The sequence below is a fragment of the Micromonospora sp. LHW51205 genome, from assembly GCF_003315815.1.
Classification (GTDB): Bacteria; Actinomycetota; Actinomycetes; order Mycobacteriales; family Micromonosporaceae; genus Micromonospora; species Micromonospora chalcea.
Map to the genome: position 1 here is coordinate 647,185 of NZ_QMEZ01000002.1, position 14,474 is coordinate 661,658.

A 14,474-nucleotide genomic window follows, 5' to 3' on the forward strand; every position below is an offset into this window, starting at 1 on the left:
GGACCGGGAGTACGGGGAACGGCGACGCCCCGAGGACTGCCCGAGTTCATCGCCGCTCCCCCGACCGGCGGTCCTGACTGGCCGGTGCCCGCATCACCTCACGGGCGCACGTCAGCTCGTCAATCAGCCGGTCGAGCTGCGCCGCCGAGAGGAGCACGGTTTGCGTTGCGCCGTAGCGGGTCGCATCGAGCTTGACGGCCAGGTCCCGACGCGCGAACCGGTCGATGAGGAGCTGAAGGCTGACCCAGCCGGTCCGCTCCCGGCCGATGGTGGCGATGAAGCCGCAGTGCATCGGGTCGTTCGGTCCGCAGCCCCGGCACCATCCCGGGCATACGACCGACGGGACCGACGGCGGGGCGCTGTCGATCATGGGCAGGCCCTCACTCATCGCCGGCTCCCCGGTCGCCGCCGACCTGCTTCAACAGACCCCGCAGATGCTCGACCAGTTCGGCCACCTGGGACATCGACAACTCTGCCCAGCCGTTCCCCGCACGGCACGTCGAGTGCACAGCGACCAACGGCGCCAGGGCGTCAGCACCGATGAGGTAGGTGACGACGACTCCGCTCGATCGGATGTCACCAACCCGGATCATCGGTCCTCGATGACGCCGGGCCATGTGAGCCATCACAGGCGGCACCAAATGGCCGCAGCGATCCGGCGCGCACCAGCCCGGGTGGCTCGTGATCTCGGCCGGCTTGTTCGCCCGCCTCATCGCGGCCACCGCCCACCATTGCCTCGGTAGGACTGTGCCAGCGTCATCAACGGCGCGTAGCGCAACGTAGGCAACTCCCGAGTCGGTACCGCATCCCACCAGTACGTCGGCACGGCATTGGTCGGCGTGCGCCGCATCGGCGAGACGTCGCTGTCGGTGGCCACAGCCGGCGGACGCCTCCAGGACCACCAGGACGAGAACCAGCTACGCCGACGATGAGAGCCGGACATCGCACCTCCACAGGTAGGCGGGGACCGGTGACCAGCCACGGGGGAATGCAGCCGGCCACCGGCCCGGATGAAGGCACGGCGCACCGTCCGACACAGACGGGTCGGGTATCGCCGAGCCAACTTGTACGCGCGGCTACCGCAACCGGTCCGACAGGACGCCGCGCATCAGGTGCGACCAGGGTCGGCGCGCCACCACCCCTGATACGAGCCGTCACCCTGGCCGCACACAGAGAAACGTACCTACAAGTGGACGTGTTGTCCATACGTCGAAACGAGTCACTCAGTTGGCACTTGGTAAGACAAGTGCCAGGTACGGTGAGCAGGTGCCCACCCCGCACTACGGACAGCCCCGCTACCGCGCCATAGCCGACGAGCTAAGGCAACGCATCGAACGTGGCGTCATTCGGCCAGGGTCACTTTTGCCTTCCGAGAGCACGCTCAGGGCCGAGTTTCGAGCAAGTCGAGGCACGATTCGTCAGGCCATCGCCCTGTTGCGAAACGATGGAATTGTCGCTACCGAGCAGGGGAGGGGAACCTACGCGAGACTGCATGGCCAGTTTTGGAAGCCGCAGCAGAGAACGCAGTCAGAGACAAGAGAGCGGATAATATGTGCGGATGCGACTTTGGCAGAGTTATTCAAAACCAAAGTCGGGGCGAGGCTCATTGAGCGCGAACGCATGATACGGATAGATGGAGAAGTTGAGAGCATCATTCGGGAATATCGGATATGCACCGACTAGCGCAAGAATTCGCTACACTTACCAAGTCGCATTGAAATCGACGGAGCAAGGGTGAACTTCGAGCAAGAGCATTTCTTCCGCGATATCTACTCGGCATCCCTTGACATGTCAATCAGGCAGGTCATAGAGCTGATAGATACAGGGGCGCTTGACTTGAACCCGGCATTTCAACGGGGAAACGTCTGGAGCAAATCCCAGCAGAGCCACTTCATAGAATCACTGCTCACAGGACTGCCTGTCCCCGCAGTCTTTCTAGCTGAAGAGCCTCACGGTAGAAGTTCGGTGATCGACGGTAGGCAGCGCCTCATAGCAATCAATAAATTCGTCAAGAACGAGTTTCGGCTGACCGGACTAGAGTACGCATACGAGTTCGACGATTTTACGTTCGACGGACTACCGCACTCTACGCGAATGCGCTTTCTCACTAGAAGCTACATACGTTTCATCACGATCGACGAACGTTCCGACTCAATGGCAAAAAATATACTGTTTGTGCGACTAAATACCGGAGGCGAACGGCTAACGCAGCAGGAAATCCGAAACGCTAAGTTTCCCGGGATTTTGAATGAAAGCTTGAAGGAACTCGCTGAGGATAGCTTCTTTCGTACTCAAATCGGACGCAACATCCGCGGTAGCCGAAGTCGCACTGGCATGGCGGACGTAGAGTATGTGCTCCGCTTCTTCGCTCTCCTCAAATCAGAGGAGTGGCACGAGAAAAGCCTATTGCTCGCGATGGACCGATTCATGGCCGAGAACCGACACGCCTCCCCCTCCGAAGCAGGAGCCCTCAGTAGGCGCTACCTGCGAGCCCTCCGGGCTTGCGAAGCGCTCTGGGGAGAGCACGCCTTTCAGCTTTATCGACCAAGCCTGGGGTGGCGTTTCATCGGCACGCCCTGGGTTTATGACGCACAGATGCACGCGTGTGACTCACTTCCGGACTCCATTCTGGAACAAGCAGTTCAGCATAGAGATTTAGCCATTAACGGTATGGCAAGAGTAGGCGAGGAGCATCGGTTCCCGGGAACGGCCCGAACGAACAGCACATATGCTATCGAACACTTCTCTAAATCAATTAGACAAATGCTGGAAGGGATTGCCCCCAGGTAGGCAGCATGAGCGCCGTAGACAATCTCTTAAGCCGACTGTCGTCCATCGACACCGCCCTTTCCGCCTTGAGTACCTCACCGGCCGTAAGTGCTGCCGTCTCCGACCACCTGATGCGAGGCATCGCGGTTCACGGACTCGTAGCGGTCGAGTCATTCCTGAAGGAGAGAATGCTGGAGTGGTCTGCAACGTTAGCAGCTGCCAGAATCCCGCCAGGCAGCCTGCCCGGCGGGACGACTCTGTACGAGAACAGAGTACTGGAGGTTCTACCAAAAAGGATTAGGGATGCAGAGTATTCGAACAGCGCCCACCGCTCCCTGCTCCTTCAAGAGATCGGGCATTCCCTCACCTCGCTGTATTCTGGGACATTCATGCCACACCACATGGCATTCATGTGGGCCGGTTCGAATATCCGTGCATCGGATGTCGAGGCCATCGTTTCTTTGGTCGGGACGCCAACCGATAAGGTCTGGGGTACTCTAACCCGCATCTGGCAGCAGGTCGATAAGTACGCTCCGGGAAACGCTAGCTTCAAAACGGTCTTCGAGTTGTTATGCGAGTTGCGTCATGCTGCCGCCCATCAAAGTTCGCCCGCCATTCCGTTGCTGCACCTAAGAAGCACATCCCGAAATGCTAAACTGGTCTGCCTATGCATAGACGTAGCGGTTTCACGCAACCTACGAAACATTAGTGGGATAGCATCCAGAAGCAACTCGAACCATCTTCTCATCAGGAAGATCGTCAAGGATGGGAGGAGATGGCCCGAGTACGGCCCTGGCCGAAGAACCGCAGTCAAGCGACACCCTTCCCTCGCTGAGGCCCTGCAGGCAGCGATTACGCGAGCCTCAACCGCCGGGGAGTTAATCTTGGTGACCGACAAGGCCGAGGACGTCTTAGATTGGCGGTTTCCCGTCGCGTTTTCATGACACCGAAAGTTCCCGGCTAGTACTGCCGATTTCCTCTTTTCCAGATCAAGGCACCGCGCTCCGCGCGGTGCAGGGCGGCAAGCCCGGCCGGCGGCCAGCCGCCCCGGCCGCCTACGGCGCCGGGGCGGTAAGCCACCGACAGCCGCCGGGACACCGCCCTCACGCCAGATGACGGCAGAGCCCTACGGTCGCAGCATGGACGACCCGATCGAGCTGCGACTCGACCTCGCCACCGCCGAAGACCTTCGCATCGCGTTGTACGACCTGGGCGAGCACCAGGCCGCAGGCAGGCCGATCCGGCACATGGACACCGAGACCAGCCGGCGGCTCGGCGCACTCCTGCGAGAGCTGGACATCCGTTTGGGCGGCACCGGCAGATTCGCCTAGCCGGATTGCCAGCGAGCGGGTACGGAAGCCGACACCTCGACCGCCATCGGGGTCAGGGCTTCCGCCTGCCGCGCCAGTCCAACCCCGGGACTGGCTTGCCACCGGATCACCGGGTCGCGGCACCAGCTCCACCGCCAGGATGTGCACGACCCTCCCCACAGCCGCCGGCCCCGCTCCGGAACCATCGAGCGGCGCCCCTCAGACGGCCCACAGCGGCACAGCCAGCCCGACCCGAGAAGAGGTCAACTGAGCCGAAGCTCAGGGCGTCTCCAGGGCGTCAGGGCGCCGTCAGGGCGTCAAACGCCGGCCGAAGTTGACCAACGACGACCATCGACGCCCAGACATAGAACCAGCTCAGAGCCTTGATCACGGCTCTGAGCTGGTGGGCGACGGACGAGTCGACCTGTACGCCGGATTCTGTGCCCGGCACGCCCGTAGGCGCACCGGCGGCGGCCATCCATCTCGGCCTGCCGTTGCCGGCAGGCTCCAGCGGCCTACCCGCAGACATCGGGCGGGCAGCCCTCAAGCGTCTGCGCGGGTCGTCATCTTGCGGTGACGGCCCTTTCTTGGCCTTGCTCCGGGTGGGGTTTACCGAGCCACCCCGGTCACCCGGGGTGCTGGTGGGCTCTTACCCCACCGTTTCACCCTTACCGTCCCGTTACGGGCCGGCGGTCTGTTTTCTGTGGCACTGTCCCGCGGGTCACCCCGGGTTGCCGTTAGCAACCACCCTGCCCTGTGGAGTCCGGACGTTCCTCGGCGACGGGCCGGAGCCCGTCGACGCGACCGCCCGGTCGACTCGTCCGTCGCGCTCTCATCCTAACGACGCACCCGCCGCGCCCATTTCCCGCCCACCACCTCGGGGAGGTGGCGGCATCAACCGGCTCTCGATACAGCCACCTCCCCGAACCGGCGCGATACGCGTTCGCCCGCCCGACCGACTAGCCTCGGGGGACCATGGATCTCTCCGACGCCGCGCTCCTGCTCGCCGCCGGTCTCGCCGCGGGCACAGTCAACGCGGTGGCCGGAGGTGGCTCGCTGATCACGTTCCCGGCGATGATCGCCACCGGTCTGCCGCCGGTGGCGGCGAACGTCTCCAACTCGGTGTCGGTCTTTCCCGGGTACGTGGCGAGCGTGGCCGGCAGCCGGATGGACCTGCCGCGCGGGCGGCAGTTGTGGTCGCTGCTGCCCACCGCCGTGCTCGGCACGATCGCCGGGTGCGCGCTGCTGCTGGCCACCCCGGCTCGGGCGTTCGAGCTGGTGGTGCCGTTCCTGGTGCTCGGCGCTACCGCCGTACTCGCGTTCCAGGGTCCGCTGCGCCGGCTGGTCGGCCATCCGGAACGGCTGGGCGCGCGCCGCCGTACCGTCACGGTGCAGACCATGGTCGCGCTCGGCACTGTGTACGGAGGCTACTTCGGCGCGGCCCTCGGGGTGATGCTGGTGGCCGGGCTGGCGCTGGTGCTGGACGCGACGCTGGCCCGGGTGTCGGCGGTGAAGAACCTGCTCTCGGCCGTGGTGGGGTTGACCACGCTGGTGGTGTTCGCCCTGTTCGGCCCGGTGAACTGGGCGGCGGTCGCGGTGGTTGCGCCGGCCACGCTGTTCGGCGGGTACGCGGGCGCGCGGCTGGCCCGCCGGCTTCCGCAGGTGGTGTTGAAGACGGTGATCGTGGTGTTCGGCACGGCCATCGGGTGCTACCTGCTGTGGCGCGCGTTGACCTGACGCCGCCCGGGCAAGACCGGAGCGTCAGTACGCCTCCCCCACCGGCTCCTCCGGGGCGTGCTCGGCACGGCGGGCGGCCCGGTTCCAGATGACCCGTTCGCCGTAGCCGGCCGCCATCAGGTGACCGAACGCCAGGTAGACCAGCACACCGGCGGCGAGCACCGCGAAGCCGACCCAGAACGGCAGCGCCAGGCCGTGTTCGGCAAGCTTGCCGGAGATGATCGGCGCGGGCGCGGCGGCGCCCCAGCGGACCAGGTTGAATGCCCCCGTGGCGACGCGCCGGTCGGCGGAGCCGAGCCCGAGTGCCAGGTCGGTCAGGTTGGCGTTGGCGAGGCCCATGAACAGGCCGGCGACGACGAGTACGACGAGCGACATGGCGGTGCCGGTGGAGGTGGCAAACGCGACCATGCAGGCCAGCAGGCCGAGCAGGGCGACGCCGACGGTCTGCACCGCGCCGATGCGGTGGGCCAGCCGGTGCCCGATGAGCAGGATGCCGGCGGCGAGGCCGAGGCCCCAGCCGGTGAACGCCAGGCCGAGCGGGATGACGTCGAGGCGCAGGAACAGCGGCGTGTAGCCGAGTACGACGAAGAAGACGAAGTTGTACGCGGCGGTGACCACGCACAGCGTCACGAACGCGGGTTTGCGGTAGGTGGCGAAGATCTGGCCGAGGCGTACCGGCTGTTGCTTGCGTGCCGGTTCGCGCAGCTTGCGGGCGGCGACGCCGAGCGCGAGCACCATGAACACGCCGCAGACGAAGAACGGCAGCCGCCAGCTGACCTCGCCGAGCAGGCCGCCGATGAGCGGGCCGACGGCGAAGCCGAGCCCGAGGGCGGTCTCGAACAGGCCGACCACCCATTCCCTGTCGTTGGCGAGGTTGACCAGCACCACCATGGCGGTGGCGAAGAACATCGCGTTGCCCAGGCCCCAGACGCCCCGCAGCACGGAGAGCTGCACGATGTCGTTGCTGAACGAGGCGAGGATCGCGGCGAGGCCGACGACGGAGACGCCGGTGACGAGCACCGGTTTGAAACCGAACCGCCCGCTGGCCAGCGTCGCCGGGATCATGCCGACGGCCATGACCGCGATGTACGCGGTGAAGAGCAGCTCGACCTGCCAGGCGGTGACGCCGATCGCCTCGCCGATGGCGGGCAGGATCGGGTCGACGACGGCGATGCCGGCGATGGCGAGGAACGCCACGAGCGTGGTGGCGTAGATGGCACTGCGGTTGGGCTCGGATCGGCGATCCACTCCGCAACCTCCCAGATAGCTGTATCGTACAGGTAATTTTCTTGTATCATACAGCTATGAGCGAGGACGTCCACGGCACCGAAGTCACCCTCGGCCGGATCGAAACCGAGGTCGCGTTGCTGATGCGGCTCGGCGAGGCCACCCGCCGGGGCACCGGCACGATGGAGCACCGGCTGCTCGACCGCGCCGCGTACGTGATCCTGCGCCACCTGGACGCGGCCGGCCCGCAGAACGTCTCGGCGCTCGCCGCACGGCTGAGCCTGGACGGCTCCACAGTCACCCGGCAGGTCTCCGCGCTCCAGCGCGACGGCCTGATCTCGCGTACCCCCGACCCGGCCGACGGGCGCGGCACGGTGATCTCCGCGACGGCGGCCGGGCTCCAGCGGATGGCCGCCGTCCGGGCGGCCCGCACCCGGCTGTACGGCGACATCCTCGCCGCCTGGCCCGAGGCGGACCGGGAGACGCTCGCGGACATGTTGCACCGCCTCAACGAGGCGCTCGACGCGCGCACCCGCCGCCGCTGAGGGTGTTAGGAAGGGCCCCTTTCAATGCACGAGGCGTTAATAAGGGGCCCTTCCTTTCATGCCACGGGCTCGCGGGCTGCGTCGGCGGAGGGCGTCACGCGCGGGTCGTCCTCGTCGGCGAAGTAGTCGTCCGGCGTGGTGTGGTCGGGGCCGTCGGCCACCTTCGCGGCGCGCAGCACCAGCGTGAGCAGCGCGGCCACCACCAGGTTCACCAGCACCGCGACGATGCCCACGTAGATGGTCTTCGGCGTGTCGAAGCCGAACTTCTCCAGCGGGAACGCCGACCCGGCGAAGTGCTTCTTGCCGGTCGCCGGGTTGCCGATCTGGTAGAGCATCCACATGCCCAGGCCCATGCCGGCGGCCCAGCCGGCGATCAGCGCGCCCCTGTGGAACCAGCGGGTGTAGAGGCCCAGCGCCACCGCCGGCAGCGTCTGGAGGATGATCACGCCGCCGATGAGCTGCAGGTCGATGGAGAACTGCGGGTCGAGGAAGACGATGCAGGCCACCGCGCCGACCTTCACCACCAGCGAGGTGATCTTCGAGACGTTCGCCTCCTGCGCCGGGGTGGCGTCGCGCTTCAGGTACTCCTTGTAGATGTTGCGGGTGAACAGGTTCGCCGCCGCGATCGACATGATCGCCGCCGGGACCAGCGCGCCGATGCCGATGGCGGCGTACGCCACCCCGGCGAACCAGTCCGGGAACTGCTGGTCGAACAGCAGCGGCACGACTGTGTTGCCGTCGGTGGTGCCCTCCTTCGCGCCCGGCAGCGGCTTCACGTTCGCCGCGATGGCCATGTAGCCGAGTAGCGCGATCAACCCCAGCAGCAGGCTGTACGCGGGCAGCGCGGACATGTTCCGCTTGATCACGTCGCGGTTCCGGCTGGCCAGGACACCGGTGATGCTGTGCGGGTAGAGGAACAGCGCCAGCGCCGAGCCGAACGCCAGCGTCACGTACTGGATCTGGTTGTTCTGGTTGAGCAGGATGCCGTCGCCGGGCGCTGGTGACGCCTGGAACTTCGCGTCGGCGGCGTCGAAGATGGCGCCCCAGCCGCCGAGCTTGTACGGCAGCCAGATCACCGCGACCAGGATCACGATGTAGATCAGCGAGTCCTTGACGAACGCGATCAGCGCCGGCGCGCGCAGCCCCGACTGGTACGTGTACGCGGCCAGGATCGCGAACGCGATGATGATCGGCAGGTGCCGGGCCAGCGCGCTGTCCCCGGTCACGCCCATGGTCTTGAGCACCGCCTCGATGCCCACCAGTTGCAGCGCGATGTACGGCATGGTGGCGACGATGCCGGTGATCGCGACCAGCAGCGCCAGGATCGGCGAGCCGAACCGGTTGCGGACGAAGTCGGCGGGGGTGACGAAGCCGTGCCGGTGTGAGACCGACCAGAGCCGGCACAGCACCAGGAACACCAGCGGGTAGATGACGATCGTGTAGGGCACCGCGAAGAAGCCGGCCGCGCCGGCCCCGAAGATCAGCGCCGGGACGGCGACGAACGTGTACGCGGTGTAGAGGTCACCGCCGACCAGGAACCAGGTGATCCAGCCGCCGAAGCTGCGCCCGCCCAGCCCCCATTCGTCGAGGTGGGCCATGTCGGTCGGTCTGCGCCACCGGGCCGCCACGAAACCCATGGCGCTGACCAGCAGGAACAGAAGCGTGAAGACGATGATCTCGGTGAGGTGGTCCCGCCACATCAGTGGTCACCCCGCTTCTTGGTCATCTGGTAGACCAGCGTGGTGGTGCCGACGCCCAGCAGGATCCAGGCCAGTTGCAGCCAGTAGAACCGCGGGAACCCGAACAGCCGGGGTGAGTCGGCGTTGAACAGCGCCGGGATCAGCGGCACCACGATCGGGATGAAGAGCAACCAGTTCCAGGGACTCTTGTCCTTCGCCCTGGATCGCGCCGTGTCGAGCGCCTCCGGTTCCGGTTCGGACATGTGACACCCCTCCGGGCATTCGTAGCGGGCCATGTGACGGCCGGAGGCTACGACCCTGTGACGGGGGTCACGTCCGATCGGGTGATGTCGATGCGCCAAACGGCCGCCGGCATGCGCCGAACGGCCGTCAGATGTCCGTGAGGTGCGAGGTGTCGTTCACCGAGCGGACCGCGACGCCGCCGTCCGGGTACAGGTCCAGCACCGAGATGCCCGCCGTGTCCAGGTAGAGCCGGTGCAGGAACGCGTCGCCGGCGGCGAGCGCGTCGCGCAGCACCAGCTTGATCGGCGAGACGTGGGAGACCACCACCACCGTCTCCCCCGGGTACGCCGACCGCAGCCGGTCGACGGCCCGCCCGGTCCGCTCGGCGACCGCCACGAACGACTCGCCCTGCGGCGGGGCGACCCGGGTGGAGGCGAGCCAGGCGTCCAGTTCCGCCGCCCAGCGCTCGCGTACCTCGGCGAACGTGTGCCCCTCCCAGACGCCGAAGTCGCACTCGATCAGGTCGTCGTCGGTGCGTACCGGCGGGTTGCCGACCCGCGCGGCGATCGCCTCGGCGGTGGCCGTACACCTCGACAGCGGGGAACTGACCACCGCCGCGACGGACGGCGCCAGCGCGGCCACCCGGGCGGCGGTGGCCCGGGCCTGGGCCCGGCCCCGCTCGGTCAGCGGCACGTCGCCCCGGCCGGAGTAGTGCTTGCGCACGGTGCGCTCGGTCTCGCCGTGCCGGACCAGGATCAGCCGGGTGGCCTCCTCGGTCGGGCGCGGCTCCCAGGAGGCGGGCGTGGTGGCCGGGTCGGTGCCGGTGGCCCGGACGAGCGCCGCCTCCCGCGCCTCGGCCTTCGCCTCCGGCGCGGCGCCGGACGCGGCGGCGTCCATGGCCGCGTTGGCGAGCGCGTCGGCGTGCCGGTTGCGCTCCCGGGGGATCCAGGTGAAGCGTACGGCGGTGAACCGGCCGACCAGCCCGGCGGCCTGGGCGGCGAGCGGGCGCAGCCCGGGGTGCTTGATCTGCCAGCGGCCGCACATCTGCTCGACCACCAGCTTGGAGTCCATCCGCGCCTCGACCTCGGCCGCGCCCAGTTCGGCGGCGGCCTCCAGCCCGGCGATCAGGCCCCGGTACTCGGCCACGTTGTTCGTGGCGGTGCCGATCGACTCGGACCGCTCGGCCAGCACCTCGCCGGTCTCCGGGTCCCGGACCACGGCGCCGTAACCGGCCGGGCCGGGGTTGCCCCGGGAGCCGCCGTCGGCCTCGATCACTACCGCGCGCACCGCCACGGCGGCTACAGCCCCGACTCGTTGGTCCGGACCATGATCCGCCGGCAGTCCTCGCAGCGGACCACGTCGTCCGGGTCGGCCTTGCGGATGCGAGCCAGGTCGGCGCCGGACAGGTCCAGCCGGCAGCCGCCGCAGCGGCCCCCGGTCAGCAGCGCGGCGCCCAGCCCGGTGTCCTCACGGATCTTGTCGTAGAGGCCGACCAGGTCCGCCGGGAGGTCACCGGCGAGCGGCTGCCGGGCGGTGCGCTTGAACTCCTCCTCCTTGGCGATCTCGGCCAGGGCCTCGTCGCGGCGCTGCTCGGTCGCGGCGCGGCGCTCGCGGGCCTCGGCGAGCCGGCTCTCGATGCCGTCGAGCACGCCCTGCGCGGTCTCCCGCTGCTCCATCAGCTCCAGCTCGGCGTCCTCCAGGTCGCTCTGCCGGCGGTTCAGCGAGACCAGCTCGTGCTGGAGGGCCTCCAGCTCGCGGGCCGGGCCGCTGCCCGAGGCCAGCCGGGCCTCGTCCTTGCTCTTGCGCGCCCGCACCTGGTCGACGTCCTTCTCGATCCGGGCGATGTCCCGGTCCAGGTCGTCGACCGCCACCTGGGCGCGGACCCGCTCGTCCTCCAGCGCGGACAGCTCACGCGCCAGGGCCTCCAGCTCGGCGCGTTCCGGCAGGCTGCGGCGGCGGTGCGCGAGCTGCGCCAGCGCGGTGTCGATCGCCTGGAGGTCGAGCAGGCGGCGCTGCACCTTCGGGTCAGCCTTCACGTCGGGGCTCCTTGTCGTCCGGCCGGGGCGCGGCGGCGTGCACGGTCCACGGGTCGGTGTCCAGGTCGGACACCACGGTCTCGACGCCCAGCGCGCCGGCCAGGTGGGCGGCCAGGTCGTCCAGCCAGGGTCGCTCCGTCGCCCAGTGGGCGGCGTCCAGCAGCGCCGGGCCGCCCGCGGCGAGGTGTTCCCCGGCCGGGTGGTGACGCAGGTCCGCGGTGAGGAACGCGTCCACCCCGGCCGCGGTCGCCTCGGCGAGGAAGCCGTCCCCCGAGCCGCCGCTGACGGCGAGGGTACGAACCATACGCCCGGGATCCCCGGCGGCGCGAACTCCCCAGGCGGTGAACGGGAGCACGGCGGCGGCCAGCCGGGTCAGCTCGGCGAGCGTCATCGGGCTGGGCAGCTCGCCGATGCGGCCGATGCCCCGGCCGGGCCCGGCGGCGGGCGAGCCGGGGCGGGGCGCGTGCAACGGGCGCAGCCCGGTCAGCCCGAACCGGGCGGCGAGCGCGTCGGACACGCCGGGATCGGCCACGTCGGCGTTCGTGTGCGCCACGTACAGCGCGACGTCCGCCTTGATCAACCGGTGCACGATCCGGCCCTTGTACGTGGTGGCGGCCACCGAGGAGACGCCCCGCAGCAGCAGCGGGTGATGCGCGACGATCATGTCCGCGCCGGCTTCGAGGGCCTCGTCCACGGTCTCCGGGACCACGTCCACCACGCAGGCGATCCGGTGTACCGGGTGGTCGGGCTCACCCACCACCAGGCCGACCCGGTCCCACTCCTCGGCCCAGGCGGGCGGGTAACGGCGGTCCAGGGCGGCCACCACGTCGGCGACGGTTGTGCTCACGGGCGGCCAGCTTACCGGCGTCCGGGCCGCTACACGCCGACCGCCGTCGGGCGTGGCTCCCGGGCGCGCCGGGAGCCACGCTCACACCGTCAGCCGACCGGGGCGACCGGCCGGTCCGCGCCGCGCAGGGCGGCCAGGCCGGCGTCCCAGGGGAAGGCGTCCGCGCGCCGCTCCCCCGTGCCGGGCGGATGCAGGCGTACGACGTGGTCGCCGAAGACCACCCGGACGCCCCACCCGGCCAGCCGGTCGAGGCTGGCCCGGAACGCCGGGTGCCCGGCCATCGCCTCGTTCGTGTACGGGACGGCAGCGATCGGCACCCCCATCCCCTGCGCCTCGACCAGCAGGCCGAGCGCGAGGGTGTCGGTGATGCCGACCGCCCACTTGTTGATCGTGTTGACCGTCGCCGGGCACACCAGCATGGCGTCCGCCGGTGGCAGCACGTCCAGGTCACCCGGGTTCTTGTAGTGCGTACGGACCGGGTGGCCGGTCTGCCGGGCCAGGGCCGCCCGGTCGACGAACTTCGCGCCGTCGGGCGTGGTGACCACGCAGACCGTCCACTCCTCCCGCTGGGCGAGGTCGACCAGCCGGCCGACGTGACGGGCCAGCGGCGAACCGCAGGCGATGACGTAGAGCACCCGCCGGTGCTCGCTCGCGGTCTCCGGACCGCTCATACTCCGACTCCCATGTGCTCAGCCAACTCCGCGATCGGCTGAGGCGGCGCACCACGTGTGCGACGGAGAATCTCGGACATCAATTCGTGCGCTATCGGCCGGCACCGGATCTCGGACGGCGCGAGCCGGTCGCCGCGCAGCAACATGTCCCCCGCGCTCGCCACGTCGCCGATCTGCGAGTAGCCCCGGGCCAGGTCGAGCAGGTGGTGCGCGCGCCGCTCCGGCAGCAGCGCGTTGAACGCGGGCTCGGACAGCCGCAGGTGCGTCTCCACCGCCCGGCCGCCGTCACCCAGCTCGACGGCCGCGGCGGCGCGGTGCAGCTCCAGGTTGGTCGGGCCGAAGGAGGTCCAGTAGTGGTTGTGGTCGCCGCCGAGCAGCTTGGCCGCCTCGTCGGCGCCGGCGAGCAGGTCGTCCACCGTCGCCGAGTCGCCGATCCGGGCGGCCGCCATCGCGCCCTGCAGCAGCAGCATGCCGTAGACGGAGAGCCGTTCGGGCCGGACGTCGTTGTCGCCGCCGGGCGCGAGCCGGCCGGCGATGCGCACGTTGAGCTCCAGCGCGGGGCGGGGACGGCCCATCGCGACGAGCGCGTTGCAGACCCTCGTGGTGGCGATCCCGGCCAGCAGCGGGTCGTCGGCCCGCTGGGCCACCGCCATCGACCGGTCGGCGGCCAGCCAGGCGAGGTCGCACTCGCCGAGCTTGCGCAGCACCGAGGAGGCGATCTGGTAGACCTGCCCGAGCAGGTGGGCGGCCTCGCGTACCTGCTCGTCGGCGGCGTAGCCGGCGTCCGCCGCCTGGGCGTCGCGCAGCAGCTTCGGCAGCGCGCGGGTGAGCATGCCGTACCGGCCGTACTGGTAGGTCAGCCAGGCGTGGTTGACGGCCTTGCGCATGTCGGCCAGCGGCGGCGGGAAGGGTGCCGCGTCGAAGTAGGCGCTCATCGAGTCGTACCGCTCCAGGGCGGTGCGGATCTCCTCCACCTCGACCTGGTCGATGCAGTTGAGCGCGTCGGTGCGCCGCTCCGGGTCCTTGCCGTGCAGCAGTTGCACGTCGATCTGGAGGATGTCGGCGATCTCGTAGAGGACGGAGAACTTGTCCAGCCGGCGGACGCCACGCTCCACCTTGTCCACCCAGCTCTTGGACTTGCCGAGCCGGTCGGCGAAGACCTGCTGGGACATCTTGCGCCGGCTCCGCCAGTACGCCACCCGCCGGCCTATGGGTAGTTCGTCCATCCCTGCTCCCTCCCCCTCACGGCGCCGGCCGGTCCCCCCACGTCCCCCAGGCTTGCCCCGATCGCACAGGTTGTGCGTCCACCGACCAGCCAGTTCTCGTAGTTTTCGTGCAAGTTGCACCGACCGTTAGTCACCACAACGAGCGTGAGTTTCGGCAGTGACGGCTTTCGACGTGTGGCATGTG

16 protein-coding genes and 1 other RNA gene are annotated in these 14,474 nt (G+C 68.7%); 6 read left to right on the top strand and 11 right to left on the bottom strand.

Annotated elements, in window-relative coordinates; genetic code table 11:
- Window positions 1-46 precede the first annotated feature (46 nt).
- Window positions 47-388: a precorrin-4 C11-methyltransferase gene (locus DQE82_RS10935; RefSeq protein WP_233514640.1), complete on the bottom strand. Its 342-nt coding sequence runs from the start codon at window positions 386-388 to the stop codon at window positions 47-49.
- Window positions 381-722, bottom strand: a complete 342-nt coding sequence (locus DQE82_RS31100; protein ID WP_233514641.1) for a hypothetical protein — start codon at window positions 720-722, stop codon at window positions 381-383. Before DQE82_RS31100 ends, DQE82_RS10935 begins: the two co-directional genes overlap by 8 nt.
- A gap of 544 nt (window positions 723-1,266) precedes the next feature.
- Between DQE82_RS31100 and DQE82_RS10945 the strand changes: the two genes are divergently transcribed.
- The 4 genes from DQE82_RS10945 (at window position 1,267) to DQE82_RS10955 (ending at window position 4,100) form a co-directional block, all read left to right on the top strand.
- Entirely contained in the window at window positions 1,267-1,683 is a 417-nt protein-coding gene (locus DQE82_RS10945; RefSeq protein ID WP_158559974.1) for a GntR family transcriptional regulator, read from the top strand.
- Between the two features lie 51 nt (window positions 1,684-1,734).
- Window positions 1,735-2,790: a DUF262 domain-containing protein gene (locus DQE82_RS10950; protein WP_113972589.1), complete on the top strand. Its 1,056-nt coding sequence runs from the start codon at window positions 1,735-1,737 to the stop codon at window positions 2,788-2,790.
- Between the two features lie 5 nt (window positions 2,791-2,795).
- Window positions 2,796-3,713: a hypothetical protein gene (locus DQE82_RS30525; RefSeq protein ID WP_147265133.1), complete on the top strand. Its 918-nt coding sequence runs from the start codon at window positions 2,796-2,798 to the stop codon at window positions 3,711-3,713.
- A gap of 195 nt (window positions 3,714-3,908) precedes the next feature.
- Complete coding sequence (locus DQE82_RS10955) at window positions 3,909-4,100, top strand: hypothetical protein (RefSeq protein ID WP_147265134.1); 192 nt, start codon at window positions 3,909-3,911, stop codon at window positions 4,098-4,100.
- Window positions 4,101-4,490: 390 nt separating this feature from the next.
- Here DQE82_RS10955 and rnpB read toward each other — a convergent pair.
- Window positions 4,491-4,899: RNase P RNA component class A (gene rnpB, locus DQE82_RS10960), an RNA gene on the bottom strand.
- A 155-nt stretch (window positions 4,900-5,054) separates the two neighbouring features.
- Here rnpB and DQE82_RS10965 point away from each other — a divergent pair.
- Window positions 5,055-5,816, top strand: coding sequence for a sulfite exporter TauE/SafE family protein (locus DQE82_RS10965; RefSeq protein WP_064448270.1), 762 nt, complete (start codon window positions 5,055-5,057; stop codon window positions 5,814-5,816).
- Window positions 5,817-5,840: 24 nt separating this feature from the next.
- Here the strand turns inward: DQE82_RS10965 and DQE82_RS10970 are convergent, their stop codons facing one another.
- Complete coding sequence (locus tag DQE82_RS10970; RefSeq protein WP_069088950.1) at window positions 5,841-7,064, bottom strand: MFS transporter; 1,224 nt, start codon at window positions 7,062-7,064, stop codon at window positions 5,841-5,843.
- 56 nt (window positions 7,065-7,120) lie between these two features.
- Between DQE82_RS10970 and DQE82_RS10975 the strand changes: the two genes are divergently transcribed.
- Window positions 7,121-7,588, top strand: a complete 468-nt coding sequence (locus DQE82_RS10975; protein WP_064448268.1) for a MarR family winged helix-turn-helix transcriptional regulator — start codon at window positions 7,121-7,123, stop codon at window positions 7,586-7,588.
- A gap of 56 nt (window positions 7,589-7,644) precedes the next feature.
- Here the strand turns inward: DQE82_RS10975 and mctP are convergent, their stop codons facing one another.
- The 7 genes from mctP to DQE82_RS11010 form a co-directional block, all read right to left on the bottom strand.
- On the bottom strand, window positions 7,645-9,288 hold the full coding sequence (gene mctP, locus DQE82_RS10980; RefSeq protein ID WP_069088949.1) for a monocarboxylate uptake permease MctP: 1,644 nt from the start codon (window positions 9,286-9,288) through the stop codon (window positions 7,645-7,647).
- Window positions 9,288-9,530 (bottom strand): DUF3311 domain-containing protein, encoded by a 243-nt coding sequence (locus DQE82_RS10985; RefSeq protein WP_043329258.1) that lies wholly within the window; start codon window positions 9,528-9,530, stop codon window positions 9,288-9,290. Before DQE82_RS10985 ends, mctP begins: the two co-directional genes overlap by 1 nt.
- Window positions 9,531-9,657: 127 nt before the next feature.
- Complete coding sequence (locus DQE82_RS10990; RefSeq protein ID WP_113972591.1) at window positions 9,658-10,803, bottom strand: bifunctional RNase H/acid phosphatase; 1,146 nt, start codon at window positions 10,801-10,803, stop codon at window positions 9,658-9,660.
- Between the two features lie 5 nt (window positions 10,804-10,808).
- Window positions 10,809-11,546: a zinc ribbon domain-containing protein gene (locus DQE82_RS10995; protein ID WP_064448265.1), complete on the bottom strand. Its 738-nt coding sequence runs from the start codon at window positions 11,544-11,546 to the stop codon at window positions 10,809-10,811.
- Window positions 11,536-12,372, bottom strand: a complete 837-nt coding sequence (locus DQE82_RS11000; protein ID WP_113972735.1) for a Nif3-like dinuclear metal center hexameric protein — start codon at window positions 12,370-12,372, stop codon at window positions 11,536-11,538. Before DQE82_RS11000 ends, DQE82_RS10995 begins: the two co-directional genes overlap by 11 nt.
- Window positions 12,373-12,482: 110 nt before the next feature.
- Complete coding sequence (locus DQE82_RS11005; RefSeq protein WP_030504216.1) at window positions 12,483-13,064, bottom strand: flavoprotein; 582 nt, start codon at window positions 13,062-13,064, stop codon at window positions 12,483-12,485.
- On the bottom strand, window positions 13,061-14,290 hold the full coding sequence (locus DQE82_RS11010; RefSeq protein ID WP_069088946.1) for a helix-turn-helix domain-containing protein: 1,230 nt from the start codon (window positions 14,288-14,290) through the stop codon (window positions 13,061-13,063). Before DQE82_RS11010 ends, DQE82_RS11005 begins: the two co-directional genes overlap by 4 nt.
- Window positions 14,291-14,474: the final 184 nt, after the last annotated feature.